The organism is Azospirillum brasilense, assembly GCF_001315015.1.
GTDB classification, from domain to species: Bacteria; Pseudomonadota; Alphaproteobacteria; order Azospirillales; family Azospirillaceae; genus Azospirillum; species Azospirillum brasilense.
This window is the reverse complement of sequence record NZ_CP012914.1, coordinates 652,756-679,663: the sequence shown is the minus strand read 5'-3', so window position 1 is coordinate 679,663 and position 26,908 is coordinate 652,756. Positions and strand designations below refer to the sequence as shown.

24 protein-coding genes and 1 tRNA gene are annotated in these 26,908 nt (G+C 69.7%); 9 read left to right on the top strand and 16 right to left on the bottom strand.

Features of this window, described 5'->3' with window-relative positions; all coding sequences use genetic code 11:
* Positions 1 to 72: 72 nt before the first annotated feature.
* From AMK58_RS03090 to AMK58_RS03075, 4 genes are all read left to right on the top strand, one after another.
* Positions 73 to 1,098 (top strand): FecR family protein, encoded by a 1,026-nt coding sequence (locus AMK58_RS03090; protein ID WP_079285128.1) that lies wholly within the window; start codon positions 73 to 75, stop codon positions 1,096 to 1,098.
* Positions 1,099 to 1,259: 161 nt separating this feature from the next.
* Positions 1,260 to 3,743, top strand: coding sequence for a TonB-dependent receptor (locus AMK58_RS03085; RefSeq protein ID WP_236778164.1), 2,484 nt, complete (start codon positions 1,260 to 1,262; stop codon positions 3,741 to 3,743).
* Positions 3,744 to 3,808: 65 nt separating this feature from the next.
* Positions 3,809 to 5,002 carry a PepSY-associated TM helix domain-containing protein gene (locus AMK58_RS03080; RefSeq protein WP_059398608.1) on the top strand — a complete coding sequence of 398 codons (1,194 nt, stop codon included), beginning with the start codon at positions 3,809 to 3,811 and terminating at the stop codon, positions 5,000 to 5,002.
* Positions 4,999 to 5,184, top strand: coding sequence for a hypothetical protein (locus AMK58_RS03075; RefSeq protein WP_035683559.1), 186 nt, complete (start codon positions 4,999 to 5,001; stop codon positions 5,182 to 5,184). The genes AMK58_RS03080 and AMK58_RS03075 overlap by 4 nt, the downstream gene beginning before the upstream one ends.
* Before the next feature lie 340 nt (positions 5,185 to 5,524).
* Here AMK58_RS03075 and AMK58_RS03070 read toward each other — a convergent pair.
* A tRNA-Ser gene (locus AMK58_RS03070) sits at positions 5,525 to 5,615 on the bottom strand.
* Between the two features lie 117 nt (positions 5,616 to 5,732).
* Positions 5,733 to 6,536, bottom strand: a complete 804-nt coding sequence (locus AMK58_RS03065) for an alpha/beta hydrolase (protein ID WP_035683558.1) — start codon at positions 6,534 to 6,536, stop codon at positions 5,733 to 5,735.
* A 42-nt stretch (positions 6,537 to 6,578) separates the two neighbouring features.
* On the opposite strand from AMK58_RS03065, the gene AMK58_RS03060 reads away from it, so the two are divergent.
* Both AMK58_RS03060 and AMK58_RS03055 read left to right on the top strand, forming a co-directional pair.
* Positions 6,579 to 7,820 carry a glycosyltransferase family 4 protein gene (locus tag AMK58_RS03060; RefSeq protein WP_035683555.1) on the top strand — a complete coding sequence of 414 codons (1,242 nt, stop codon included), beginning with the start codon at positions 6,579 to 6,581 and terminating at the stop codon, positions 7,818 to 7,820.
* 38 nt (positions 7,821 to 7,858) lie between these two features.
* Positions 7,859 to 8,734: a TIGR01459 family HAD-type hydrolase gene (locus AMK58_RS03055; protein WP_035683552.1), complete on the top strand. Its 876-nt coding sequence runs from the start codon at positions 7,859 to 7,861 to the stop codon at positions 8,732 to 8,734.
* 25 nt (positions 8,735 to 8,759) lie between these two features.
* On the opposite strand, the gene AMK58_RS03050 is transcribed toward AMK58_RS03055, so the two are convergent.
* The gene (locus tag AMK58_RS03050) at positions 8,760 to 9,080 is read right to left on the bottom strand and encodes a ribbon-helix-helix domain-containing protein (RefSeq protein ID WP_079285129.1); all 321 of its coding nucleotides are present in this window, start codon (positions 9,078 to 9,080) and stop codon (positions 8,760 to 8,762) included.
* Positions 9,081 to 9,349: 269 nt separating this feature from the next.
* Between AMK58_RS03050 and AMK58_RS03045 the strand changes: the two genes are divergently transcribed.
* Together AMK58_RS03045 and AMK58_RS03040 are read left to right on the top strand one after the other, a co-directional pair.
* Positions 9,350 to 10,486 (top strand): hypothetical protein, encoded by a 1,137-nt coding sequence (locus AMK58_RS03045; protein ID WP_035683548.1) that lies wholly within the window; start codon positions 9,350 to 9,352, stop codon positions 10,484 to 10,486.
* 8 nt (positions 10,487 to 10,494) lie between these two features.
* On the top strand, positions 10,495 to 11,166 hold the full coding sequence (locus tag AMK58_RS03040; protein WP_035683545.1) for an SH3 domain-containing protein: 672 nt from the start codon (positions 10,495 to 10,497) through the stop codon (positions 11,164 to 11,166).
* Here AMK58_RS03040 and AMK58_RS03035 read toward each other — a convergent pair.
* From AMK58_RS03035 to AMK58_RS03010, 6 genes are all read right to left on the bottom strand, one after another.
* Positions 11,163 to 13,004, bottom strand: a complete 1,842-nt coding sequence (locus tag AMK58_RS03035) for a transglycosylase domain-containing protein (protein WP_059398607.1) — start codon at positions 13,002 to 13,004, stop codon at positions 11,163 to 11,165. The genes AMK58_RS03040 and AMK58_RS03035 overlap by 4 nt on opposite strands.
* A 201-nt stretch (positions 13,005 to 13,205) precedes the next feature.
* On the bottom strand, positions 13,206 to 13,733 hold the full coding sequence (infC, locus tag AMK58_RS03030; protein WP_035675720.1) for a translation initiation factor IF-3: 528 nt from the start codon (positions 13,731 to 13,733) through the stop codon (positions 13,206 to 13,208).
* An 84-nt stretch (positions 13,734 to 13,817) separates the two neighbouring features.
* The gene (gene thrS, locus AMK58_RS03025) at positions 13,818 to 15,782 is read right to left on the bottom strand and encodes a threonine--tRNA ligase (protein ID WP_035675722.1); all 1,965 of its coding nucleotides are present in this window, start codon (positions 15,780 to 15,782) and stop codon (positions 13,818 to 13,820) included.
* Positions 15,783 to 15,917: 135 nt separating this feature from the next.
* Positions 15,918 to 17,129, bottom strand: a complete 1,212-nt coding sequence (locus AMK58_RS03020; RefSeq protein WP_059398606.1) for an EAL domain-containing protein — start codon at positions 17,127 to 17,129, stop codon at positions 15,918 to 15,920.
* A gap of 8 nt (positions 17,130 to 17,137) precedes the next feature.
* Positions 17,138 to 18,211: a quinone-dependent dihydroorotate dehydrogenase gene (locus AMK58_RS03015; RefSeq protein ID WP_035684203.1), complete on the bottom strand. Its 1,074-nt coding sequence runs from the start codon at positions 18,209 to 18,211 to the stop codon at positions 17,138 to 17,140.
* Entirely contained in the window at positions 18,208 to 18,585 is a 378-nt protein-coding gene (locus AMK58_RS03010) for a DUF952 domain-containing protein (protein ID WP_035684204.1), read from the bottom strand. The genes AMK58_RS03015 and AMK58_RS03010 overlap by 4 nt, the downstream gene beginning before the upstream one ends.
* A gap of 306 nt (positions 18,586 to 18,891) precedes the next feature.
* Here AMK58_RS03010 and AMK58_RS03005 point away from each other — a divergent pair, with 306 nt between their 5' ends.
* Positions 18,892 to 19,140, top strand: a complete 249-nt coding sequence (locus AMK58_RS03005) for a hypothetical protein (RefSeq protein WP_035684206.1) — start codon at positions 18,892 to 18,894, stop codon at positions 19,138 to 19,140.
* Positions 19,141 to 19,236: 96 nt separating this feature from the next.
* Here AMK58_RS03005 and AMK58_RS03000 read toward each other — a convergent pair whose 3' ends face one another.
* The 7 genes from AMK58_RS03000 to AMK58_RS02970 all read right to left on the bottom strand — a co-directional run bounded on the left by AMK58_RS03000 (position 19,237) and on the right by AMK58_RS02970 (position 26,891).
* On the bottom strand, positions 19,237 to 19,719 hold the full coding sequence (locus tag AMK58_RS03000; protein WP_035684208.1) for a cell wall hydrolase: 483 nt from the start codon (positions 19,717 to 19,719) through the stop codon (positions 19,237 to 19,239).
* Positions 19,716 to 20,060, bottom strand: a complete 345-nt coding sequence (locus AMK58_RS02995) for a hypothetical protein (protein ID WP_059398605.1) — start codon at positions 20,058 to 20,060, stop codon at positions 19,716 to 19,718. Before AMK58_RS02995 ends, AMK58_RS03000 begins: the two co-directional genes overlap by 4 nt.
* An 89-nt stretch (positions 20,061 to 20,149) precedes the next feature.
* Positions 20,150 to 21,691: a phage terminase large subunit gene (gene terL, locus AMK58_RS02990; protein WP_059398604.1), complete on the bottom strand. Its 1,542-nt coding sequence runs from the start codon at positions 21,689 to 21,691 to the stop codon at positions 20,150 to 20,152.
* Positions 21,691 to 23,721, bottom strand: a complete 2,031-nt coding sequence (locus tag AMK58_RS02985; RefSeq protein ID WP_035684211.1) for a glycosyl hydrolase family 28-related protein — start codon at positions 23,719 to 23,721, stop codon at positions 21,691 to 21,693. The genes terL and AMK58_RS02985 overlap by 1 nt, the downstream gene beginning before the upstream one ends.
* A 40-nt stretch (positions 23,722 to 23,761) precedes the next feature.
* Positions 23,762 to 24,427 carry a hypothetical protein gene (locus AMK58_RS02980; RefSeq protein WP_059398603.1) on the bottom strand — a complete coding sequence of 222 codons (666 nt, stop codon included), beginning with the start codon at positions 24,425 to 24,427 and terminating at the stop codon, positions 23,762 to 23,764.
* A complete protein-coding gene (locus tag AMK58_RS02975; RefSeq protein ID WP_059398602.1) occupies positions 24,427 to 26,322 on the bottom strand; it encodes a phage tail protein in 1,896 nt (631 codons plus the stop codon). The genes AMK58_RS02980 and AMK58_RS02975 overlap by 1 nt, the downstream gene beginning before the upstream one ends.
* A complete protein-coding gene (locus AMK58_RS02970) occupies positions 26,322 to 26,891 on the bottom strand; it encodes a phage connector family protein (protein WP_035675731.1) in 570 nt (189 codons plus the stop codon). The genes AMK58_RS02975 and AMK58_RS02970 overlap by 1 nt, the downstream gene beginning before the upstream one ends.
* Between the last annotated feature and the right edge of the window lie 17 nt (positions 26,892 to 26,908).

The following is a 26,908-nucleotide window of genomic DNA, read 5'->3' as shown; positions in this document are numbered from 1 at the left end:
TTTCTTTGAGGGATCGGCCGCCCTCGACCGTCTATCCAAACACGAGACAACAGGAGCGCTCAGCGGGACGCGATGGATCATCAGGATGGACAGCGCAGCGAGCCGGCGGAAAGCGGACCGGTGGACGGCGGACCGGACGAGGACCGGCTGTTCTCGGAAGCCAACGCGTGGCACTTCCGCCTGCAATCCGACGACGTCAGGCCGGCGGAGCGCGCTGCCTTTGCCGAATGGCTGGCCCGCAGTCCGGCCCACGCCCACGCCTGGGCCGGCCTCCAGACCCTGCTTCACGACCTGAGGGAACCCGCCCGCGCCGCTTACGCCGAATCCCGCATCGCGCCGCCCCGCCGCCCCGCGGCGGCCGGTGTGCGGCGCCTTGCCGCGGCGATGACCATCCTGCTGGTGGTCGGCGGCCTCGGCGTCTGGCACGGACCGACGCTTTACCAGAATGCCGTCGCGGATCAGGTGACCTCGACCGGACAGCGCCGGACCCTGACCCTGCCGGATGGCTCCACGGTCGACATGAACGGCGACACCGCGCTGGCGTTCGATTATCGAGATGGCGAGCGGCGCGTCCAAATTCTGCGCGGCGAGGCGTGGTTCCGCGTCACGCGCGATCCCGACCATCCCTTCGTCGTCGATGGCGGGGCGGGTGCCGCCCGTGTGCTGGGAACCCAATTCAGCGTCCGGCGCAAGGACGACCGCACGACGGTCACCGTGGGCGAAGGGCTGGTGGAGGTCGTCGCCCATCGCAACGCTGACGGCAACGCCCCCTGGCCCGACAGCGTCCGCCTGCGCCCCGGCGAGAGTGCGGAGGCCGACGCCAACGGCCTGACCGGGCCGCGGGCGGTGGACCCCGCCGTCGCCTTCGCGTGGCGCCAGGGCCAGATCGTCTTCCGCCAGCAGCCGCTCGCCTCCGTCATCGCGACCCTGAACCGGCAATGGCCGGGCCGGGTGATCCTGCTGAACGACGAGGCGGCGGAGCGCGTCGTGTCCGGCGTCTTCGCGCTCGACCGGCCGGATGCCGTGATTGACGCGCTGGAGCGCGGCCTCGGCATGCGCGCCACCCGCATCACCCCCTACCTCACCCTGCTCCGCTGAAAAAAATCGTCGGGACCTGAAAAAAACTTCCCAGGGTTCTCCGCGCGCCCGTCGTCATGTCCGGGAAAGGAGAGAATGAGACGCAATCGCAGAAAGCGGCGCGCTCTCTCACCGGACGACAGAGGCGAGCGATGACATCGGTGAAGTGTGAAGCGACGGGTGTGACGAACGGACGCCGGGACAGCGTCCAGGGCGGTCGGTTGGGCTGCGTGTTCACGGGGCGGCTCCCGAGGACGTTCCTGTGGCGGCTCCTGGCGACGACGATGCTGATCGTGCCGGGCCTTCCGCTGTCCGGCGTTCCCGCAGCGATGGCGCAGTCGATCCCGGCCGGCCCGGTGACCTTCGCCATCGCGCCACAGTCGGTGGACGGGGCGCTCGCCGCCTTCTCCACCGCCACGCGCATCCAGGTGCTGACCCCCGGCGCCGTGACCCAGGGCGTCAATTCTCCCGGCGTCAGCGGATCGATGACCGCGCGCGAGGGGCTGAACCGTCTGCTGTCCGGCACCGGGCTGGCCGCCCGCTTCCTCAACACGGAAACCGTGACGGTCGAGCGCGTGGCCGCCGGCGACGCCGTCCTGCTCGATCCGCTGCAGGTCGAAGGAAGCCGGGGCGCCACCGGCCCCGGCGCCCTGCCCCCGGCCTACGCCGGCGGTCAGGTGGCGCGCGGGGGGCGCATCGGCGCGCTGGGCAACCAGGACGCGATGGACGTCCCCTTCTCCATCACCAGCTACACCGCCGAAACCATCCGCAACCAGCAGGCGGACACCATCGCCGACGTTCTGGCCAACGACCCGGCGGTGCGCAGCAGCCTCGGCTACGGCAATTTCTCCGAAAGCTTCGTCATCCGCGGCTTCCAGCTGGCGGGGGAGGATCTGTCGGTCGACGGCCTCTACGGCACCGCTCCGCGCCAGATCGTCGCCACCAACATGTTCGAGCGGGTCGAGGTGCTGAAGGGCGCCAACGCCTTCCTCAACGGCGCGGCCCCCAGCGGGTCCGGCATCGGCGGCGGCGTGAACCTCGTGCCCAAGCGGGCGGAGGACGATCCGCTGACCCGGCTGACCGCCAGCTACGCCATGGACAGCCGGCTCGGCCTGTCGGCCGATGTCGGGCGCCGGTTCGGCGACGCCAACCAGTTCGGCGTGCGCGCCAACGCCGCGGTCCGCGGCGGCGACACCGCCATCGACGACGAGGAGCGGAGTCTGACGCTCGGCTCCCTGGCGCTGGATTATCGCGGCGAGCGCGCCCGCGTGACGCTCGACGTCGGCACCCAGACCCAGCGGGTGGAACAGGGCCGCCCCGTGGTCTATGTCGGCAGCTTCGTCCCGGCGGTGCCATCGGCCGCGCAGAATTACGCGCAGCCCTGGAGCTATTCGCGGATGCGCGACACCTTCGGCCAGATCCGCGCCGAATACGACCTCCTGCCCAACCTGACCGCCTACGGCGCCTTCGGCCTGCGCAGCATGCGCGAGGACGGCGACTATGCCTCCCCCACCATCACGCGGCCCGACGGCACCGGCACGGTCCGGCGCCTGACCGTCCCGCGCGAGGATGACACCGTCACCGGCCAGGCCGGCGTCCGGGCCGACCTGCAGACCGGCCCGCTCCGGCACCAACTCAACGCCGGTGCCTCCGCGCTGCGGACGACCAACAACAACGGCTTCGAATTCGGCACGACCTCAACCATCAACCTCTACACCATGGTCGGCCTGCCGCGCCCGGCGACGACCTCGGCCAGCGGCATGGTCGGTGATCTGCCGAAGGTCAGCGAGTCGGTGCTGCGCAGCGTCTACGCGTCGGACACCGTGTCGATCCTGAACGACCGGGTGATGGTCACCGCCGGCCTGCGCCAGCAGAACATCCAGGTTCGCGGCTACAACCGGGCCAACGGCGCCCGCACCTCCGATTACGACCAGTCGGCGCTGACGCCGGTGGTCGGGCTGGTGGTGAAGCCGGTCGAGACGCTGTCGCTCTACGCCAACCGGATCGAGGGGCTGGCGCAGGGGCCGACCGCCCCGTCCACGGCGGTCAATTCCGGCGAGATCTTCGCGCCCTACCGGTCGGTCCAGTACGAGGTCGGCGGCAAGCTGGACTTCGGCAGCTTCGGCGGCTCGCTGTCGCTGTTCCAGACCACGCAGCCCAGCGGCGTCACCGACCCGTTCACCCGCGTCTACAGCGTGTCCGGCGAACAGCGCAACCGCGGCATCGAACTGATGCTGTACGGCGAACCGGTGCAGGGCGTCCGGTTGCTCGGCGGCGCCACCTTCATCGATCCGGAGCTGAGCGACACCGGCAGCGCCGCGACCGAGGGCAAGGACGCCGTCGGCGTGCCGCGCCACCAGTTCAACGCCAACGTCGAATGGGACCTTCCCTTCCTCCCCGCGTCCGTCCCCACCGTGACGCTGACCGGGCGCATGATCCACACCGGGTCGCAGTATCTCAACACGGCCAACACGCTGAGGATTCCCAGCTGGACCCGCTTCGACATCGGCGCGCGCATGGTCGCCGACGTTCAGAACCGTCCGGTCACCATCCGGGCGGCGGTCGAGAACGTGACCGACAAGGCCTATTGGGCGTCGGCCTCCGGCGGCTACCTGAGCCAGGGGAGCCCGCTGACGGCCAAGCTGTCGGTGTCCGTCGATTTCTGAGGGCGGATTTCCGAGGCTGGATTTCCGACCCGGCGAAGCCATGACGGCGGCATGAGGGGGCCCCGATGACCAATCGAACCATCCGGATCTGGACGCTGATCCACAAATGGACCAGCCTGATCTGCACGATCTTCATGCTGCTGCTGTGCCTGACCGGCCTGCCGCTGATCTTCCATGACGAGATCGAGGCGCTGACGGCCGAGGACACCCTTCCGCCGATGCCCGCCGACACGCCCTTGAAATCGCTGGACGAGGCGGTGGCCTCGGCGCTGGCGACCTACCCCGGCGAGCGTCCGCTGTTCCTCAGCTTCGACGTGGACCGGCCGGTGGTGAACGTCACCACCGGTCCGGGGGCCCGCCCCCCGGTGTCGCAGATGCACATCTCGGCCATCGACCTGCGCACCACGCGGATTCTGGCCGACCTGAACGACGACGGCGGTTTCATGCATGTGATGCTGCGCCTGCATGTGGACCTGTTCGCCGGGCTGCCCGGCGAGCTGTTCCTCGGCTTCATGGGCTTCCTGCTGGTCCTGGCCACCCTGTCGGGTGTGGTGATCTATGCCCCCTTCATGCGCAAGCTGTCCTTCGGCACGGTGCGGGCCGGGCGCGGCCGGCGGCTGAAATGGCTCGATCTGCACAACATGCTGGGCATCGTCACGCTGATGTGGGTGGTGGTGGTCGGGTTGACCGGCGTCATCAACACCCTGTCCGTGCCGCTGGTCGCCTATTGGCGCGCCAACGAGCTTGCGGCGATGATCGCCCCCTATGAGGGCAAGCCGGTTCCGGAGCGCTTCGCCTCGGTTGACGCGGCCGTCCGCACCGCCATGGAGGCCGCCCCCGGCATGCGGCCGCAATTCGTCGCCTTCCCCGGCGTGCGGTTTTCCAGCAACCACCATTATGCGGTGTGGCTGAGGGGAGCCACGCCGGCCACCCACCGGATCCTGACCCCCGCCCTGATCGACGCCGAGACGGGGGCCTTCACCGACATGCGCTCCATGCCATGGTACATGCTGGCGCTGCGGTTGTCGCAACCGCTGCATTTTGGCGATTATGGCGGGCTGCCGATGAAGATCCTGTGGGCGGTGCTGGACCTGCTGACCATCGTCATCCTCGGCAGCGGCCTGTATTTGTGGATCGCCCGCCGCCGCCTTGTCCAGAATCGCCGTGCCCAGGACCGGCCTGTCCAGGACCGGCCTGTCCAGGATCATGCCGCCGCAGGCCCCGGCCCGCGTGGCGCCGCCGGAGAGGCTGCGGAATGACGCCCCGCGCTCCCTTCCGGCCGTTGGCGGTCTTCGGCATTCCCATGGCGATCGCGCTCGTCACCACCATCGGGCTGATCGCCGCCCTGCTGGATGACGGCGTCGTGGACGCCGTGTCCTGGGCAGCACTGTCGGTCCCCGTGCTCACCGCGGTCTGGTCCTGGCGCAAGCGCAAGCGCTGAACGCAACTCCTCATGTCGTCATGGGGGCCGTTCAGGATGTCGTTCGACACAAGAAAGGCGGAGAAGGACCGGGCAGATTGTTTGCGCTGGCGTGACGCCGGCTTCCCGCACTGGCGCTGGCGGCCGATGGAGACAGCGCAGAGATGCAGGCGGGGTCTACGGCACAACCCCATAGGCCCCGCACTCCCATAGGCCCCGCACTCCCATAGGCCCCGCACTGATGTCCGGAAACGTCTGCCGACAGCGGCGTCAATCCGGCGCCAAGCGTGAGGCAATCTGTGGGGAACGCCTATTCCAAAACGAAAAAGCCCAAGCAAATCAATTGCTTGGGCTAAATTCGTGGCGGAGGGAGAGGGATTCGAACCCTCGATACCCTTTTGGGGTATACACACTTTCCAGGCGTGCGCCTTCGACCACTCGGCCACCCCTCCGCAGAGGCCGCGTTTATATCCAGCCCGAAGGCGGTGCGCAAGCCCCTGAAATCACTTTTTGGAAAAATCTTGCACCGCCTTATGGATGATCCGCCGGGCGGATCGAAGCCTTCCCTCTCAGCCGAGACCGCGGACCAGATCGCCCACCGTGCGACACAGCAGGTCGATGTCCTGGTCGCGCGACAGGCGGTGGTCGCCGTCCTTCACCAGCGTCACCCGCACGTCCGCGCTGCTCAGACGGTCGGCCAGGGTCAGGCTGACCTGCCAGGGCACGTCGGGGTCGGCCATTCCGTGCAACAGGCGCACCGGCTTGTCGAAGGCGATGGGCTGGCGCAGCAGCAGGTGGTTGCGCCCATCCTCGATCAGGGCGCGGGTGATCGGCTGCGGCTCCGGCCCGTAGTCGGAGGGGCGCAGCCAGCGGCCCGTCTCCAGGATCTCGCGGCGGACGGACTCGTCGAAGAGGTCCCACATCAGGTCCTCGGTGAAATCCGGGGCGGCGGCGATGCCGACCAGGCCGGCCACCCGCTCCGGACGGCGCAGGGCGGTCAGCAGCATCATCCAGCCGCCCATTGAGGAACCGACAAGGATCTGCGGCCCCACCGTGACGCGGTCCAGGACGGCCAGCGCGTCGTCGGCCCACAGCCCGATCGTCCCCTCGTCGAACCGCCCGCTGGAGGCGCCGTGGCCCTGATAATCGAAACGGGTGAAGGACAGCCCTTCGCCCGCCGCCCATTCCTCCAAGGCCAGAGCCTTGGTGCCGGTCATGTCCGACATGAAGCCGCCGAGGAACATCACGCCGGGGGCCAGCCCCTCCGGGTCGCGGCCGGGGGTGTGACGATAGGCTATGGTCGCGGCGCCGCGCTTCAGGCTATGGTGCGCGCCGCCCGGCGACGGGACGGGGCCGGCTGCGGGTTCGGTCATTTCGGACACCTCTGTGGGCCAGGACTTTAGGAATCTGTGACTATGGACGTCGAATCCCAGCTTAGCACCGGCGAGGACCCGCGCAACCCGGCCAACGCCTTCGCGAAGGACGCCTTCGCGGCCGCCGGCCGCCGGCCCGTCGTTCTCCAGGTGCTGCCGGCGCTGGTCACCGGCGGGGCCGAGCGCGGCTGCATCGACGTGGCGCTGGCTCTGGCCCAGGCTGGGGCGCTGCCGCTGGTGGCGTCCGAAGGTGGGCCGATGGCGGCGGAGCTGGACCGCGCCGGCATCCGCCACATCACCCTGCCGCTGGCCTCCAAGAACCCGCTGGTCATCCGCCGCAACGCCCGCAAGCTGGAGGCGATCATCCGCGAGAACGGCGTGGACATCGTGCATGCCCGCTCCCGCGCCCCGGCCTGGAGCGCCTGGCTGGCCTGCCAGGCGACCGGCGCGCGCTACATGACCACCTTCCACGCCCCGTACAACTACAAGAACGGGCTGAAGCGCTGGTACAATTCGGTGATGGCGCGGGGCGAGCGGATCATCGCCATCTCCGGCTTCATCCGCCGCCACATCCTGGAGAATTACGACGTCGATCCGGCGGTCATCCGCACCATCCACCGCGGCATCGACCCGCTGTCCTTCGCGCCGGAACGGGTCAGTTCCGCCCGCATGATCCAGCTCGCCCAGAAATGGCGGCTGCCCGACGACAAGCCGGTGATCCTGCTGCCCGGCCGCCTGACCCGCTGGAAGGGCCAGACGGTGCTGATCGACGCGCTGGCGAAGCTGGGGCGCAAGGACGTCTGCGCGCTGCTCGTCGGGTCCGACCAGGGCCGCACCGGCTACCGGCAGGAGCTGGAGGAGCAGGTGCGCCGCGCCGGGCTGGAAGGCGTCGTCACGATGACCGACCATTGCAACGACATGGCCGCCGCCTACCGGCTGTCCACCGTCGTCGTATCCGCCTCGCAGGAGCCGGAAGCCTTCGGGCGGGTGATCGTCGAGGCGCAGGCCATGGGCCGCCCGGTGATCGTCTCCGCCATCGGCGCCTACCAGGAGACGGTGATTCCCGGCGAAACCGCCTGGGTGGTGCCGCCCGCCGATCCCGACGCGCTGGCCAAGGCCCTGGACGAGGCGCTGTCCCTGACGACGGAGCAGCGCGACGCCATCGGTGCCCGCGCCCGCGCCTTCGTCGCCGAGCGCTACACCAAGCAGCGCATGTGCGCCGACACGCTGGCCGTATACGCGGAGCTTCTCGCCGAGCCCAAACGGGCCGCGCAAGGCCGCTGAGCCGCCCCCCTTTCCTGCCCGTCACACCACCGGACCCCATGACCGACATCGTCCAGCTTTCCGGCATCGCCCCCGTCATCGACCGTTACGACGGGGTCATCCTCGACCTGTGGGGCGTCCTGCACGACGGCGAGCGGCCCTATCCCGGCGTGCCGGAGTGCCTGGACCGCCTGCGCGCGGCGGGCAAGGTGATCTGTTTGCTGTCCAACGCGCCGCGACGCACCGGCGGCGTCATCGCCAAGCTGGACGGCATGGGGATCGGGCGGGAGCGCTACCACCACGTCATGACCTCGGGCGAGGCCGCCTACGACGCGCTGCGCGACCGCGACGACCCGTGGCACGCCGCGCTGGGGCGGCGGCTGTTCCACATCGGTCCGGACCGCGACATGGACGTGTATGAGGGGTTGGACTACACGCTCGTGGCGTCGCCGGACGAGGCCGATTTCGTCGTGAACACCGGCATCGTCGACTTTGGAGAGTCGCTGTCGGTCTACGAGCCGGCGCTGGAGGCCTGCCGCCGCCGCAACCTGCCGATGGTCTGCGCCAACCCCGACCTGATCGTGATGGTCGGCGAGCAGATGGTCATCTGCGCCGGCACGCTGGCCCAGCGTTACCAGGCGATGGGCGGCAACGTCTTCTGGCACGGCAAGCCGCACGCCCCGGTCTATGACCGCTGCCTGTCGCTGATGGGCATCAAGGACAAGGGGCGCATCCTGGCGGTGGGCGACAGCCTGCGCACCGATGTGGCCGGGGCCAACGCCGCCGGGATCGACGTGGCGCTGGTCACCTTCGGCATTCATCGGGAAGAGTTGGGCGGCGCCTGGGGCGAGGCCGTCGATCCGGCCAAGCTGGCGGCCGCCGCGGCTGCGGCCGGCCATCAGCCGACCTACGGCCTCCCCAGCCTGCGCTGGTAAAGGGAAACCACCGCCATCCGGCTCCTCAGTCGAAGGGCGGGATGGCGTCGTCCATGGCCTTGCGCAGAATGGTGGATGGCCCGTCTTCGGAAAAGCCGCGGCTTCCGATGGCGTTGCGGAAATAGCTGACAATGAAGACGCGGATCGAGGCGGTCAAATTCGCCTCTCCGCGCCTTTGATCGATCTGGGTGCAGATGTCGTTCAGCGTCAGCCCCTCACGCTCACAGATTTCCTTCAAGGATTCCCAAATATAGGGCTCCATCCGAAGACTGGTGCGTCGGCCCGAAACCTTGACATTGCGACAGACCAGGACCGGCCCTTCCTTGTTCCCCTGTCTGCCCGCCATATCGTTGCCCTTGGTCCCCTGCCGTTGCGGAAAGGCGCTCGCATTTCCGGCGAATATACATTCACTTGTATGATGATATTGCAAGCAGCGTGTGGGCACAAAGCCAATTTCGACCGGTGGTCGCGATCCCGCCCCCGTGTTCACCGTTCCAGTCACCGGGCGACCCCGGCCCGGGCAAAAGCCGCTTCCCTTCGCCGGCGGCTTCGCTGTACCAGTGCCTGGACGAATCGGCACAAGCTGTAGTGGTCACTTCCGATGGAGAACGAGCGATGGTGCGGCCGGCGGCGTGGGGGATCGCGGTGACGCTGATGGCCGGGCTGGCTCCCCTTCTGCCAGCCCACGCGTCCGACCTGCCCATCGACCGCATCCGCGCCGAGGTGTCGCGCCTCGTCCCGCCCCTCTGGACCGTCGAGGAGGTGACGGCGGACCCGATTCCCGCCCCGGCGCCCGATGGCAAGCCCGCCGCGAAATCCGCCGAATCGCGGGCCGCCGTCCGAATCGGCGCAAGGCTGCGGCTCGCCAAGCCGACCTACAGGGTGGAAAGCCGGGATGGCGCCGTGACCTTCATCCGCCCCGTGGCCGAGGCCGGGCTGGAGAAGACGCTCAGTGCCACGGCGGTCGCCACGCTCGGCCCCAACGGCTGGAGCGCGCGCATCGAATTGCGCAACCCGGAGGTGCTGGAGGGCATCGGCCAACCGCTGGAGGAGCTTCCCGGCCGCCCGGTGCTGGCCGGTTCCGCCGAGGCCAACCGCCTGCGTGACCAGATCGCCCGCGACACCGAGGCCCGCGGCGCCGAGGAGGACGCGCGGCGGCGCCGCGAGGAGGATCTGCTCGCCCGGCAGACCGCCGCGACCAAGGCCGAGCACGAGCGCGCCGCCGCCGAACGGCGGCAGGAGGAGGCCCGTGCGGCGCAGGTCGCCGACCTCCGTGCCCGGATTTCGGAGGCCGACCGCCCGGTGCGGATCGCCGCCTACGAGGCGGCACTGGGCGGCAACGACCCGTCGCTGCGCCAGATCGCCATGGAGGCGGCGCTGCAAAGCCGCGACGCGGTGCTGGGCAATCTGGCGCTGAAGGACTGGATCGCCCGCCGCAAGGCGGTACCGGTGCAGCTCTACGCGACGAAGGAGGACCCGCATTCCGAAACGGTGCTGAACAATCTGGGTCCGCTGACGCTGGAGATCGACTCCTTCAACCCGATCAGCGGCGCGATTGCCGGGCGGCTGGGCGCCCCCGGCTACAGCATTGCCAAGCCCTCCGCCGCTATCGGCACGCTGGCGCAGACCACCCTGACGGTGAACGCCTACGGTTGCGCCCTGTCCCTGCGCCTGACCGAGCACCTGACCATGGACGGGCTGTTCCGCTGCCAGACCCTGCCCGCGCTCATCGCCCGCATCGTCGTGGATTGAGGCGGCGGATGCGCCGGGTCGCCCTTTCCCTTCTCGGCCTTCTGGCGCTGTTCGGCGGCCCCTCGGCGCGGGCGGACGAGGCCGAACCGACCTTCACGCCGCGCCCGCCGCCGACCGCCGTTCTGCCCCGGCTGACTCCGCTTGGAACGCTCGGGAAAGCGGCGCCGCAGGGTCTGGCGCCGTTGCTTCCCGTGCCGCTGCTGACCGCGCCCGCGCCATCAACAGCGGCGGCGACGGAACCGGCCACCGCCGCTGTTCCCGCGGCGGAGCCCCCGGTGCCGACCACCTCCGACACCCTTGCCGGCCCGCTGCCGGCCCGCAAACCGGCTGGCCCCGCCCCTGCGGCGGTTGCGGAAAGCTCGCCGACGAACCGTTTCAAAGGCGGCTACGCTAAGGCCTCGAAGGAGGATCGCGGCTGCGCCCTGCCCGGCCATATCACCGAGGAGCGCAGCGCCAACACGCGCCGCCCGACCATCGCCGTGGGGACGCGGGTGCGCGTCCGCGCCGCGGCGAACCTGCGCGTCGCCCCCTTCTGCGACGCCAAGGTGGCGGACGTCCTGGAACGGGGAGAAACGGTCACCGTGATGGCCGCCTTCGGGTCCTGGTACGAGGTCGGGCGGAACGGGCGGGCGCTCGGCTTCGTCGGCGCGTCCTTGCTCGCCGGGGCGAAGGGCCGCTAACCCTTCACCCGGGCGGCCTCGACCATGAAGCGGCGCCAGATTTCCGCCGGGACGGAGCCGCCGGTTACCCCCTTCATTGGCGTGTTGCCGTCGTTGCCGACCCATACGCCCACCGTCAGCCCGCGTCCGGCCACGCCGTCGGCAAAGCCAATGAACCAGGCGTCCCGGTAATCGTTGGTGGTGCCGGTCTTGCCGCCCGCGCCCCGTTTGGCTAGCGCCGCCGGCAGGCGGGCCGTCTTGCCGGTGCCGTCCCGCATGACCGACGACAGCATGGATTTCAGGGTGGCCGCGGTCTGCGGGTCGATCACCCGGTCCGCTTTCGACGGGGTGTAGCTGTAGATGGTCCGCCCGACGGGATCGCCGATGCGCTGGAACAGATGGCCACTGACCTTGCTGCCGCCGTTGGCGACCACCGCGTAGGCCTGGGTGATCTCCAGCAGCGACACCTCGCTGACCCCCAGCGCAAGGCCGAGATCCGGTTCCAGCGGCGATTCGACGCCGAGACGGCGGGCGGCAGCGGCGATCTCCTCCGCATGGCCGCGGGTCAGCCGGGCCGAGGCCGTGTTGGTGGAATGGGCGAAGGCGTCGGCCAGCGTCACCGAGGACGGATAGCGGTTGTCGAAATTGCGGATGGCCCGCCCGTCCGTGAACTCCATGCGGGACCCGTCCACCGGGGACGCCGGGGTCAGCCCGCGCTCCAGCGCCGCCAGAAAGACGAACAGCTTGAAGGCCGAGCCGGGCTGGCGGCGCGCCTGGAGCGCGCGGTTGAAGTGGTCGCGCCGCGCCGCCGCGTCGCGCCCGCCGATCATCGCCAAAATCGCCCCGTCGCCGTCCAGGGCGACCAGGGCGACCTCTGCGTCGCCCAGGCTCTTGGCGTGGCGCTTCAGGGTGGTCTCCACGCTGCGCAGGGCGGCGGCCTGAAGATCGCGGTCGAGCGTGGTCCGCGCGGTGAAGGTCGGCCCTGGAAGATCGCCGCCGTAGCGGTCGGCGGCAAAACGATCAAAGCGGGCCTTGGCCGTCTCGCGGAAATGGCCGGTGGACAGCACCGCCGCCTTGTTGGCCGCGGCCAGCATGGGGCGCTGGCGCTTGGTCTGCTCCGCCGTGCGTTCGGTGATGAAGCCGGCGTCGGCCATGGCGTCGAGCACCAGGGCGGCCTTGGCCTCCGCCTTTTCCAGATCGGCAAAGGGATTCAGGCGGGAGGGGGCGGGCAGCGCGCCGACGAGCATCGCCGATTCCTTCAGCGACAGCTTGCCCGCCGGCTTGCCGAAGAAAACGCGGGCCGCGGCGTCTACCCCGTACGCGCCGAAACCGAAATAGGCGCGGTTGAGGTACAGGTACAGGACGTTCTTCTTGCCGAGCTGCTCCTCGAAATCGCTGGCGCTGTACAGCTCATACGCCTTGCGGGACCAGCGGTTGTAGCGGTTGAGGAAGATCAGCTTCATCGTCTGCTGGGTCAGCGTGCTGCCGCCCTGGCTGAAGCGGCCGGAGGTCACCGCCACAGCCAGCGCGCGGGCCAGCCCCTGGAAGTCGATGCCGTCATGCTCCAGATAGCGCCGGTCCTCCTTGGCGATCAGCGCCTGGATCAGGTGCTTCGGCAACTTCTCCAGCGTCAGCGTGTCGCCGTACGTCTCGCCGATGGACCCGATGAAGCGGCCCTGGCGGTCGAGGAAGCGCACGCCGTGGCCGCGGTTGTACGCCAGCACATCGTCGACGGTGCGGAACTCGTCCCCGAACAGGTCCATCGCCTGGGCGGGGGGTGGCGCGGACAGGCCGGACAGCAGCGGCAGCGCGAGCGTCAAAGCCAGGGCGGCGCGGCGGAACAGAGAGGGTCGGGGCATAGGCCGGATGTTGGAGGCGGGATGAGCCTCACGTCGGCGCGCTGCCCCGCTTCCACAATGCCGCTACCCCGTAATTGCGGACCGCCGCAACGGCCCCGCCGCCCAACAAAAAAGCCCGCCGGTTTCGGCGGGCTTTTTTGAGAACGCGTGCGCTTTGCCGAAGGCGGTCGGGCCGTCGCGCCGAAGGATCACCTCGGCGCCTTATCTTGGCGCCAGGACCATGACCATCTGGCGGCCTTCGAGCTTCGGCATCTGCTCGACCTTCGCCAGTTCGTCCAACTCGTCGCGCACGCGGACCAGCACGTTCATGCCAAGATCCTGGTGCGCCATCTCGCGCCCGCGGAAGCGCATGGTCACCTTGACCTTGTCGCCTTCCTCAAGGAAGCGGCGGGCCGAGCGCATCTTCACGTCGTAGTCGTTGTCATCGATGTTGGGTCGGAGTTTGATCTCCTTCACCTCGATGATCTTCTGCTTCTTGCGGGCCTCAGCGGCCTTCTTCTGCGCCTCGTACTTGTACTTGCCATAGTCGAGGATCTTGCAGACAGGAGGCTCCGCCTGGGGGGCGATCTCGACGAGGTCGAGGCCCGCATCCTCAGCGGCCAGCAGCGCATCGCGCAGCGAAACGACGCCCACCATCTCGCCGTCGGCACCGACGAGACGGATCGAGCGAGCCGTGATCTCCCGGTTCACCCGCGGTCCATCGCGGGTCGGAGCGGCTTCGGACGGTATCCTGGCTATGGACGCTTCTCCATGACTGGAAACCCACCGGGGCGCGACCTCCCGGAGGAAGGCCCGCCCGGACGGTGCGGTCGGTTAGAACGGCGAATCGAAAGCGGCGGCGCCCGCGGGGGACCTCGCCTCCTCGCTCAGTTTATTGAGCGCGGCGTCGAGGGCAAGAACTTCCTGATCCTTACCACCGAGGGTACGCAGCGCGACGGTCCGCTCCTCCGCCTCGCGCTTGCCCACGACCACCAGGACGGGAACCTTCTGAAGGCTGTGTTCACGGACCTTCAGGTTGATCTTCTCGTTCCGGGTGTCGAGTTCGGCCCGGATGCCGCGGCGCTTCAGCAGGCTGACGACCTCCTGCCCGTAGCCGTCGGCCTCGTTGGTGATGGTGCAGACCACCGCCTGGACCGGCGCGAGCCACATCGGGAACTTGCCGGCGTAATGCTCGATCAGCATGCCGATGAAGCGTTCAAGCGACCCCAGGATGGCCCGGTGCAGCATCACCGGACGGTGGCGGGCGCCGTCCTCGCCGATGTAGGAGGCGTCCAGCCGCTCGGGGAGGTTCGGATCGTACTGGAGCGTGCCGCACTGCCAAGTGCGCCCGATGGCGTCGGTCAGGTGGAACTCCACCTTCGGGCCGTAGAAGGCGCCCTCGCCCGGCAGGTCCTCATACTCCAGCCCGGCGGCGTCGAGTGCTTGGCGCAGCGCGCCCTCCGCCCGGTCCCACAGGTCGTCGGAGCCGGTGCGGACGTCGGGACGCAGCGCCAGCTTCACCGCGATCTTGTCGAAGCCCAGATCCCGGTACACGCCGAGCTGCAGCTTGAAATACTCCGCCGCCTCGCTCGCAACCTGATCTTCGGTGCAGAAGATGTGGGCGTCGTCCTGGGTGAAGGCGCGCACGCGCAGGATGCCGTGCAGCGCGCCCGACGGCTCGTTGCGGTGGCAGGCCCCGAACTCCGCCATGCGGATCGGCAGGTCGCGGTAGGAACGCAGCCCGTGCTTGAAGATCTGCACATGGCCCGGACAGTTCATCGGCTTGATGCCGAGCATCTTCTCGCCGTCGTCCGCCGAGACCTTGAACATGTTGTCGCCATACATGTCCCAGTGGCCCGACGCCTTGAACAGCGAGCTGTCGATGAGCTGCGGCGTCTTGACCTCGACGTAGTCCGCCTGGCTCAGCTTGGTGCGGATGTAGGTCTCCAGCGTGCGGAACAGCGTCCAGCCCTTCGGGTGCCAGAAGACCGAGCCGACGGCCTCCTCCTGCACGTGGAACAGGTCCAGCTCCTTGCCCAGCCGGCGGTGGTCGCGCTTCTCCGCCTCCTCAAGCTGGTGCAGGTAGGCCTTCAGCTCCTTCTCGTCGCGCCACGCGGTGCCGTAGATGCGCTGAAGCATCGGGTTGCGGCTGTCGCCGCGCCAGTAGGCGCCGGCCACCTTCATCAGCTTGAAGCCGTTGCCGACCTTGCCGGTGGTCGGGGCGTGCGGGCCGCGGCACAGGTCCAGCCAGTCGTCCTGGCGGTAGACGCTGATGTCCTGGTCCGCCGGGATCGCTTCGATCAGCTCAGCCTTGTAATGCTCGCCGAGCTTTTTGAAGTAGGCGACCGCATCGTCGCGGGTCCAGACCTCGCGCACGATGGGAACGTCCTTGGCGACGATCTCGCGCATCTTCGCCTCGATCTTTTGCAGATCGTCGGGCGTGAAGGGTTCCTCGCGCGCGAAGTCGTAATAGAAGCCGTTGGCGATCGCCGGACCGATGGTCACTTGCGTGCCCGGATAGAGCTTCTGCACGGCGTCGGCGAGGACGTGGGCGGCGTCGTGACGGATGACCTCCAGCGCGTCGGGATGACTGCGCGTGACGATCTCGATCTTGGCGTTGGTGGTGACGGTGGTGGTGAGGTCCTTCACCTCGCCGTCGAGCTTGACGGCAAGCGCATCCTTGGCAAGGCGCGGCCCGATCGACTGGGCAATCTCAAGCCCCGTCACCGGCCGGTCGAACTCCCGCACGCTGCCGTCGGGCAGCGTGATGGCGATGTTGGACGTCACCGAAGTCACCATTTGACTGTTTGCATCGCACCCGGCGGATGCCGGGAGGCGAAACTTCTAATGCGGGCGGGCTTTCTGTCAAGGGCGCCGGGGGCATTTCCGGCCTGAATCCGCCACCCGAACGGCGAATTTCCTTGCAAAATTATTTCACGGCGGTTTGCGCGCCGGGCGCGGCTCGCCGAACAGGTAGCCCTGGCCGAAATCGATGCCGTTGCGCAGGATCGCGTCGAGCTGCGCCTCCGTCTCGATCTTCTCGGCGATGAGGTCGATCCCCGTACCGTCCAGGCGCCGCCGCAGCGCCTCGACGCGCGGCGCCAGGGCGGAATCGAGCAGCAGGGCGCAGTCCAGCTTCAGATAGCGGATCTCGTGGCGCAGCAGCGCGTCCACGTCGATGTCCAGGTCGCTCACCCGGTCCATGGAGAAGCGGAAGCCGATGCGGGACAGCTGCGACAGGATGCCCATCGTCACCGCCCCGCCCGCCCGCAGCTCCTGCTGGCTCAACTCGAACACCAGCTTGGGCACCAGCGTCTGGTTCCGGGCCAACAGATCGAGGAACTGACGCATGAAGGCCGCGTCGCTGAGCGTGGCGGCGGACATGTTGCAGAAGAAGCCGATGGCGTGCTGGCGCCGCTCCGTCTCGCGGATCAGCTGGATGCAGCGGACCAGCAGGAGATTGTCGATGGTGGCCATCAGCCCCGCGCGCTCCGCGATCTCCAGATAGCGGTCCGGCAGGATCAGCGACCCGTCGGCGGCGCGCACGCGCGAGAACACCTCGAAGAAGCGGTGCTTGCGCTGGGGCAGGCTGACGATCGGCTGGAGGTGGATGTCGATCCGGTCGGCGGCCAGCGCGTCGCGCACCGCTTCCAGAACCGCGGCGTCGTCCATCGCCCTCGCTTCAGCTCCGGCCGCGGGCTGCGGGTCCGGAATGCGCGAGGCTAGGGGCGCAGGCCGGACCGGACGGGATGCCGCCGGCGGTTCGCGCTCTCCCGACGATCGGGACTCGCCGAGCCGGGCGACCAGCGTGTGCAGGAGCCTGACCTCCTGAAGCACGGCCTCGTGGGCGGTGGACGAAGGAACAGCGTTGTCGGTTTCCGCTCCCGGCGTGATCCGCTGCTCCAGCCGTTCGCCCAGCGCGTCCACGCTCTTCTGAAGGTGGTCCAGCCGGCGCAGGGTGTCACGCTGCCGACGGGCCAAGCGGCGGTGCAGGTCCGCGACGCCACCCGCCAGAAGGACCAGCCCACCGCCGATCCAGCCCACCGCCGGGTCGGTGCCGGGTCGCAATTCCGGCAGGCCAAGGGCGACCGAGGCCGCCGCCGTGGCGACGGCAAGCCCGTACAGGAAGGCCGCCAGAGCCGCCATGCGCCCGCTCAGCGGTGATCCGCCCCCACGGCGTCGCTCAGCGAGACGAAGCCGTCGCGGCGCAGCAGGGCGGCGAGGTCGCGGCGGATCGCCAGCACCAGCGCCGGCCCGGCGTAGACCAGCGCGGAATAGAGCTGCACCAGCGAGGCACCGGCACGGATCTTGGCGTAGGCGTCCGCGCCCGACGCGATGCCGCCGACACCGACCAGCGGCAGCTTGCCGCCGGTCAGCCCGTACATCTCGCGCAGGACCGCGGTGGAGGGCGCGAACAGCGGCTTGCCGGACAGGCCGCCGGCTTCCCCGCGCAGCGGCTCCGGGATCTCCGCCGGGCGGGCGATGGTGGTGTTGGACACGATCAGCCCGTCGATGCCCGACTCCAGAGCGACCGCGGCGATATCCGCCTTGTCCTCGTCGGTCAGGTCCGGGGCGATCTTCAGCAGGACTGGCGGTGCCTTGGCCAGCCTGCAGGCCGACCGGGCGTCGAGAACGCGGCCCAGCAGGGTGCGCAGCGGGTCGCGCCCCTGAAGCGCGCGCAGGCCCGGCGTGTTGGGAGACGACACGTTGACGACCAGATAGTCGGCCAGCGCCGCCACCCGGGTCACGCCGAGGACATAATCGTCCGCGGCCTCCACCGTGTCCTTGTTCTTGCCGAGGTTGGCCCCGACGAGTCCCGGCGCCTTGCGCCCACCGGACTGGCGTCGCTCCAGCCGTTGGACGAAGGGCTCCAGCCCCTCGTTGTTGAAGCCCATGCGGTTGATGACGGCCCCCTGCTCCGGCACGCGGAACAGGCGCGGCCTGGGATTGCCGGGCTGCGGGCGGGGGGTGACGCTGCCCGCCTCGACAAAGCCGAAGCCCAGCCGCAGCATGGCGTCGACCACCTCGGCGTTCTTGTCGAAACCGGCGGCGAGGCCGACCGGGTTGGCGAAGTCCAGGCCGAACACGCGGCTGCGCAGGATGGGATCGTCCTTTTCCCGCACCGGCGGCATCAGCCCGCTCGACAGGGCCTTGATGGTCAGCCCGTGCGCCGTCTCGGGATCGAAGCTGCGCAGGATGGGGCCGACGATGGGAAAGAGGTCGATCACGGCGCGGTATCCTTAAAGGCGGCGTCCTTGAAGGTCGCCGGAAAGAGGTGGCGGCCGTCCGGCCCCAGCGGCAACGGGTCGGCGCGCAGCACCGCCGCGGGCGGCAGCGGGCCGTAGAGATGGGGAAAGAGCTGACCGCCGCGCGACGGCTCCCACCGGAGCGCGGCGCCCAGCGCGGCGCCGTCCACGGTCAGCAGGACGAGGCCGTCCTGCCCGGCGCGGTGCTTGGCGGCGCTTTCCTCGACCTGGGCGCCGGTGGAGAAATGGATGAAGCCGTCCGCCGCATCCTGCGACGAGCCGTGGTAGGCCCCGGCGGCGAGCGCCTTCTCCCACTCCGCGGCGCGGCACATATGAAAGATGATCCGTTCAGTCATGGCGGGGCGACCTTACCGCAAAGCCCTCCGCCAAAGCCAGCCGTGGCAAAAACGGGAGAACCGGCGGAGCGTTGATAACTTCAGAATGGGACGTTGCGCTGTTTGCTTCGCAATTTGCAAACGTGGCTTCGGGAATCCCCCGACATTTTGCAGAAGGAAAATTCGCCGTTCCGCCGCATCGCACCCCACCGACCACACGGAAAAGCCGCAGAATCAAGGGCTCTCCAAGGCAGCCGCCCCTTCGGCGGCAACTTTTCGGAATTGGCATTGGGATTGCTGGGAGGTGGGCAAGCAAGGAGAAGCCCCATGAACGCGATTGCGATGAATGTTGTGAAGGAACGCCACCCGGTGGAACACGCGCTCGACTCGCGCGTCCATGGGGTGATCGTGTCCAGCGTGGACAGCGCCCCCCTGACCGCCCTGGCGGAGCCCAGCAGCACGCCCGTTCCGCTGAAGCCCTCGGCGGCGATGCTGGCCGCCGGGTCGCGCGCCGGCGGCGTCTCGGTCGAGACGGCCTGGAAGATCTATCTGGCGATGATCAAGGAAGCCGCCTGACCGCTCCGTTACAACCTCTCCTTCCGCGATAGCGGTCCGGAGTGGTTGTCCGGCCCGGCAAAGCGCGTCGGGGAGGCGTCGGTGCAGAACGACAGGTCATTCGACGTCGTCGTAGAACTGGAACCCGCCGATCTCGGCACAGACGCTACGCCCTTGTGCCCATTGCGGGTTCATCCCCGCCCGGTGCATGTGTGTCGCTCCGCCCGTCGGGTCATCGAGCAGACCGGCCACCGCGCGGCGGGCAATCCGCTGGGCTGCGGCGAAGACCGGATCCGCAGCGGTGACCGACAGCAGTCCCAGCCGTCCCGGCGCGTCCGGGTCCCAGCAGGGAAACTGTCCCGGCAGGCGGCAGACGGCGACCACGTCATTCCCCCACCACCAGCCTCCATGGTCGCGCGCCCGGCCGACGCGGTTCATCACGACCGCCGCCACCGCCTCCATGGCCCGCACGGACTCGCCGCGCGCCTCCCCCCACAGGGTGCGGGCGAGCGTGTCGATGGCTTGGCCGTGAGCATCGACGGACGGCACCAGCGGCGCGGCCACCGGTCCGGGCTCCGGCTTCAGGACACGCGCCCTCATCGGCGGCCCCCGTCGCCGTAGGGTGGGGCGAAGTCGCCGTAGGGTGGGGCGAACGACGCACAGCCGTTTTCCAGCTTGGTCTCGATGCGCAGCAGATGGTCGGTCAGCCGCCGCTCCACATCCTTCAGCGTCGCGACCGAGACGTAGGTCTTGGCGACCTCCAGCTTATAGGCGGCCAGGCTCTCGCGGACCTGCGCCTGGGCGGTCTCGGCGCGCGCCCGCAAGGTTTCCAGCGCGGACTCGGCGTCGCGGCGCAGCCGCGCGATCAGCCAGAACAGCCCGCCCATGACCGGCAGCTCGACCGCCGTGATCCACCAGGACAGGTCGATGGACTCCTGCATCTCCGTTCTCCAAGGAAAAAGGCAAAAGAAAAGGCCGCCATCCGGTGAGGAAGGCGGCCCGTCGGAACACGGGACTTTGCGGTCAGCGATCACACGTCCCATTCCTTTACCGGGACCGGCGAGGCCGCGGCGCGCCAGTCCGGCTTCCGCCCCGGCGCCGGCTGGCGGTCGAAGCGGAAGGGCTCGCAGGACAGCGCGCCGGCCACCGCGTCCAGCCCGTCGTCGCGGCCCGTATAGCGCCCGTCCGGCGACCATTCGCGCATCTCGCGGACGAAAGGCGTCTCCCACACCGTGGCGTGGGCCAGCAGCCGGCGGTCGGCCAGCAGGGCGTCGAAGGCCTCGCGGATGCGCAGCGCCTTGGCGCGGCGGCTGGCCTCCTCGACCACGGCGGCGCCGACCTTCTCCGCGCGCAGCGCCTTGCGCAGCAGGCCGGGCAGGAAGCGCCCGATGCCGTTGATCTCCACGTGCACCGCCGGCAGGTGATGCCGCTCCAGGAAGCGGGCGACCTGGAGGCACTGCTGCTCCGCCTCGGTGTCCGGATCGCCGGGGTCCACCGACAGGTAGAGCACGCGGTGCAGATAGAAGCGCCCGTCCGCCCCGCCGAACACCGCGGCGACGACGCTGGAATCGCCGGGCTTGCCGCCCTCCGCCGCCGGCCGTGCGAAGGCCGGGTCCCACCAGCAGGAGGCCGAGGCCATGCGCTGCCCGTTCAGCGTCAGAACCGCCAGCCCCGCCGACTCCCGGTATTCCAGTTCGCCGTCGTAGCGGCCCAGCCGATCGGGGTCGAGGAAACCCTCCGCCTCGTTGACCGGCTGCAGCAGCATCTGGCTGGTGAACTTGTTGGGGCCGGTCGTCTTGCGGATGCGGTTGACATGGGCCTCGCCGAAGCGCTGCGGCCAGGCGTAGCGGCGCCGGCCGTCCGGGCCGTCGGTGTAGACGGGCAGGACCAGCCGCGCGAAACCGTCCAGGAAGGGCCGCATCTCGCCCGCCTCCACCCGCGGCTCCTCCGCGTAGATGGAGTAGTAGCTGTGCGGCGTCCCGACATAGAGCTGCACCCCGCCCGGCACCAGCAGATAGTCGATCTCCGCCAGCTTCTCGCGCAGGTCGGCGCGCTTGCCCGGGCTGCCGGAGGTCCGCGGCACCTCGACGTCGTCGCAGATCACCACGTCGGCGCGGCTGCCCGTGATGTTGCCGCCCACACCCGCCGCCACCATGGAGGGGTCGCGCAGCTCCTGCGCCCGCAACACGGTGAACTGGTCGGCCGCCCACTGGTCGCGCTCCTTCGCCGGGGGCTTCAGGCCGCGGGTGTCGGGATGACGCTCGATGATGCGCTTGACGTTGCGCACCATCTTCTTGGCCAGCTTCAGGTCCGCCGCCAGAACGAGCAGCCGCCGGTTGGGGTCCTGGTAGAGCATCCAGGCCGCGAACAGCCCGACGATGGACGACTTGCCCGCCCCGCGGAAAGCCATCAGCAGCAGGCGCGGCCCGATGCCAAGGGACCCGACTCCGACCGCTTGCCGCTCCAGCCACGCGGCGATCTGCAGATGGTGGCGGGGGGTGGTCAGCTCCGATTGACGATTCCAGTCCTGGACGAAGGCGAAGAAACCCTTCTTGCGCGTTTCCGCCTCCATCACGCCACCCGGCCCAGAATGTGCCAGCCGGCGCCGTTGGACATGGCGGTGACCGCGCTGCCGGTGGAATTCAGCGTCACCGGGGCGTTGTCCGGTCCGCCGCCGCCCTGCACGGTGACGGTGACCGGGTTGCCCGAGACATCGGCCTTCTTGACCGTCACCGTGCGCCCGACCGCGTGCAACGCCCCAGGCGTCGGCAGCCGCACCGTGACGGCACCACTGAAGGCACTCACCAGATACAAGGCTTGGTTCAGGTCCGGCTCGAACAGGCCCGGCTGGTCGTGGAAGTGGGCATTGCCCGGCCGGCTGTTGCCGGCCACCACCCACCATCCGGCCCCGTTCGACACCACGGTCACGAAGTCGTAGCGGTTGCCCAGCGCCGCCGTCCGGCCGTCGGGTCCCGGCCCGCCCTCCTCGGTAATGGTCAGGCGGTGGGTGGAGGCGTCGGTGCGCTTCACCGTCACCGCATGGCCGTTGGCCGCGTCCGCCGCCGGCAGCCGAAGCTCCACGTCGCCGCTGTAGGCACTGACCAGATAGACGGAGCTGGCGAGGTCCAGCGCGACCACCCCGCCGCCCTGCGGCTCCACATATTCGGTGTCGTAGCGCAGGGCCTCGACGACCAGCTCGGAAACGCGGCTACGCGCCAGCCGGTTCTTTTCCGGATAGCCGGCGTTGACCGCCGTGTACCGGCCCCCCGACAAATCGTAGATGGCCGGGCCGGCGGACATGGACAGGAGGTTGACGATGGCCGTCTCCACCGACCCGGCGTCGAGCTGCACGTTCGGCACACCGCCCAGCGACTCCGCGTAAAAGTTCAGGATCAGCGTCTTGTCCGTGTTGGCGCCGACGCGGAAACAGGCCAGCGCCATGGTCGACAGGTTGGCCTCGCAGTCCTGGAAGCTGTTGTTGTACTTGCCCTGCTCCACGAAGAAGCCGCAGCCGGCGATGGGCGCCGACAGGGAATAGACGCGCACCATGGAAAAGCGGTTGGCATTGGGCGTGTCGCCCTCCCCCGTCCGGGTCAGCCACACCCCGTGCAGCGACGGCCGGGCCACCAGCACGCGCGACACCATGTTCCAGTAGCAGGGCCGGTTGGGATCGGCGTAACCGTCGAACAGCAGCCCGACCCGCGGGTCCCAGATGGTCAGGTCGCTCAGCGTGTTGTGCACGCAGGGGCCGTCCCGCCCGAACAGCCGCACCGCGGCGTCGCCCCGCTCCAGCCGCAGGCCGCTCACCGTGGCGTAACCGTCCGGCAGATGGATCAGGTCGAACCCCGCCGAGGCTCCGGCGATGACCGACCTCTGCCCCGCTCCGTAGAGCGTCTGGCCGTAGCCCACCGTCAGCGTGTTGGTGATCCGGTAGGTGCCCGGCGGCACATGGACGGCATCCGCGCTGGTCAGCGCGGCCTGGATCGCCCGCGTGTCGTCCACGATCCCGTCACCGACCGCGCCGAAATCCTTCACCGACAGGGCGTCGGACAGCTTCTCCCGCACCGGGCGGCGCACCGCGCCGGCGCCGGGAGCGACGAAGGTCGACAGCGCCTCCTCATCCACCGGTGGACGGGCGATGGGGTTTCCCACCGTATCAAAGGCCAGAAGCTGCCCCGCCCGCACCGCCCGTTCCGGCAAGCGATTGGAGGCCGGAAGGTCGGTGTCGGTGTAGCGCAGCATCAGCTCCTGGTCGCCGGCCACCTGCTGCAGCGCCGCAGTGAGCTGATCGAACTCGCGGTTCAGGCTGGCGGCCGGCAGCGGCCCGCTCTCCAGGAAGTCGCTCATCCGCTCGATGGGCAGGCGCCGGCGCAGCAGGACGGGCGTCCCGGCCTCCGGCGGTTCCGCGAAGGCCACCGTGCCGCCCGCCGTGTTCCCGGCGCCGCTCACCGCGTAGCCGGTGGTCTGCCGCGCCGCGCCCAGGAAGACCTGGAGGTCGCTGTCCTCGAAGACCGGAAACGGAAAGGTGAAGTCCGTCTGCACGCCGTCGGCAAGATACTGGACGCGCGGGTTGCCGCGCGGAACGTCGATTGCGCTGGGCATGGGCTGCGCCCCTCCTCCTGCGTGGATGGACCGGAATGCGTCAATAGAAGCGGCTCATGAACTCCAGCCGCTGGCGCTCGGCGAGCTGCGCCTGTTCCAGCAGGTTGCGGCGGCGCACGCTGTCCACCTCCTGCTGGATGGCCTCGCGCTTCAGCCGGTCGGCGCCTTCCGCCTCCCCGCGCTCCGCGGCGCTGTCCTTGACGACACCGAGCAGGATCGCCTCGCCCGAGCCGTCCGCCGCGCTGACCCCGTTGGAGCCGAGCGTCGCGCGGGTGCGCGCCACGGTGCGGCGGAGGGCGTCCACGCGCCGCCGCTCGTCGGATTGCGCGGCGGCGGACATCTGGGCCAGCCGTGTGCGGGCGTCGCCTTCCTTGTCGGCCAGCGTGGCGGCCTGCCCTGCGCGGAGCTGCTGGGCCGCCAGATTCTGGCTCTGCGCCAGCCAGTCCATCTCGCGGGCGCGCTGCCGCTCCGCCTCGGCGCGCGCCTGCTCCTCCTTCTGGCGCTGAAGCTCCTGGTCCTGGCGGCGCAGTTCGTCCTCGCGCTGCCATTGCAGGCGCTGCTGCTCCGCCTGATAGGCGTAGCGGCGCTCGTCGGCGGCCTGCTGCCGGCGCGCACTGTCCGAGCTGCCGGAGACGCGGTCCACCGTATCGGCGACGGAGTTGGCCAGCGGCAGCGCCGTCGTGGCCAGGGTCGTGATTCCGCCCATCAGTCGTTCACCCTCAGTTCCATGGTTACGGACAAAAGCGTGAAGGGCAGCGGCGCGTCCTGCCGGATGCTCCACAGCGGCCGGTCGCTGTCGCGCCGCCAGCCCAGCGCCCGCAGCTTGCGGTCGCCGGAGACCAGCGCGGGGACGCCGCCCGCCGGCTGCGGCCCCGTCCGGTGCAGCGGCAGCTCCTGAAGGCCGCGCCCCAGGTCGGCGTGCAGCGCCGCCGTCTCTTCCAGCCGGAAGCCGACGGCGACCAGCCGCACCGCGTCGGTCCCGCCCGCCTGCCCGAGCAGGCTGACCGGCAGCGGCTCGATGCGGTGGCTGTAGGGCAGCCCGGCCTCGACGTGGCGGGCCGGCGGGTCGAGCACGATCTTGCCGGCGGCGACGGTGGCATCGGCGCGGACCGTCCCGTCGGCGACCACCGCGACGGTCCGCCCTTCCAGATGGTCCAGCCCGCTCCACACCGCGGTCGGGGCGTCGTGGTCGCCGACCAGGGCGGCGTCGAGATTCAGCCCGTCGTCGAAGCGCTCGACGCTCCACCGCCCGGCGCGGTCGACCAGCGCGTAGACCTCGTCCCCGACCACCGCGACGCTGCGCACCGCCCCGTCGGTTTCCAGCCGGGTCCAGGCGGTCACCTGCTCCAGCCGGTAGACGGTCAGGGCGCACAGCGCGCCGTCCTCCATCACCACGAACATCAGCCGGCGGCCCTGGTCGTAGTCCTGGTCGCGCGGCTTCACCACCAGATGGCGGGCGAGCAGCGCCAGATCGTTGGCCTGATAGGCGGCCTCGGTGTCGGTGTAGAGGAATTCGCGGATCTCCCGCCCGTTGCGCGACACGAACAGGGTGGCGCCGTCCACGTCGCGCGGCGGCACGGAGCGGTCGACGGGGGAGCCGATGCGCGTCTGCCGGTGGACCTGGATGTTCTGCGGGGTCAGCGGATCGCCCGACACCATGTATTCCGCGCCCGAGGTGAAGACCTGGAGATGCCGCCCGGAGAAGACGGCGCGCACCGCGTTCACCTGATCGGACAGGATGCCGAACTCGATGGCCTCGTCGTCCTGCCCGGTGCCCAGATCGAAATTCCACAGATCAGCGGAGCGCGACAGCCACAGCCGGTTGGGCAGGTCGCGGGACCCGCCGATGACCAGCCGGTCCTGGTGGAAGGCCGCCGACACCGGCCAGCCGCGCAGCGGCGAGAAGGACTGCTCGTCCCAGGCCGTCGTGGCGGCGGTGCCGGACAGCGTCTCCAGCACCGTCGCGGAAACCTCGGTCGCCGACACCACCCCCTCGACGCGGAGCTGTTTGCCCTGGATGCGCAGGCGGGCCCCCTCCTGCTTCGGGTCGAAGACCGGGGCGGAGGCGGTCACCGTCACCAGCCCGTCCGTTCCCGACGGGTTCAGAGTCACAGCCGGGTCGGCGAAGCGGTAGAAGGGCATCGCCACCCGCTCCCCATCCGCGACGTAGCTCCAGCCGGTCAGCGCCCAGGCGTCGGCGCCGCTGCGGGTCAGCTTGCGCGGCGGCACGTCGGGGTGGCAGACCAGCAGCGTGTCGGCGCTCTGCGTCCAGGTGATCTGGGGAAGCTGGGCGGCGGTCCAGGGGGCCTCCACGCTGGCGATGGGCGCGTCGTTGCCGTAGACGTCGATCCGCCCTTCGGAGAAGACCAGCAGATAGGTCTGCTCGGTGTTGAACTCGAAGGCGACCAGCCGCCCGTCGCCGCGGGCCGGATCGACGAAGGCGAGGCCGGAGCGGCGCGTCACCCCGCCGGTCGGGTGGATGAACAGGTTGCGCAGCGCCAGCGCCCCGTTGTCGTAGGCGCGCAGGTCGCCGCGCCCCAGCAGGCGGCGGGAAATCTCCCCCGCCGTGAAGTTGGTCTTCACCTGACGAATCCGCGCCATCAGCCCCTCGCGTCGATCAGGGTGAAACCCTCGAAGCCCGGCTGGCTGTCCTGCAGGGCGTCGATCTGGCGGGCGCGGCGGAACTCGCTTTCCGCCAGCCGCTGCAGCAGCTCCGCCCGGCTCGTGCTCTCGGTCAGCGGAATGCAGAACTCCGCGGCGAGCCGGGCGATCAGCGCCTGGTCGAAGAAGGCGGGAAAGTCCTCCTCCGCCGGGCGCCCGACATAGGTCAGCACCACCGCGTCCGACGCTGCGTGCAGCGCCCGCCCGGCGATGCGGTAGTCGAGCCCCCGCCCTCGCCCGCCCGACCCGGCGCCGAGCGCGCGCAGGAAATCGGCGGGAAGCTGGAAGGCCGCGCCGTAATCGGCGACCGGGTCGTCGGCCAGCCGCGCCAGCCGGGCCTGCCGGGTGGCGAAGCTCCAGGCGTTGGCGGAGAGCAGCGCGTCGCGCGCCGGCTCAAAGAGCGCCCCCGCGACCTCCGCCTCGGCGGTGCCCTCGTCGAAGGCGGTGATCGCCGTCGCCCCGATCTTGATGAGCGCGCGGCTGCACAGCCCGATAGCCGTCAATGCCATGGGATCGATCCTTCCGA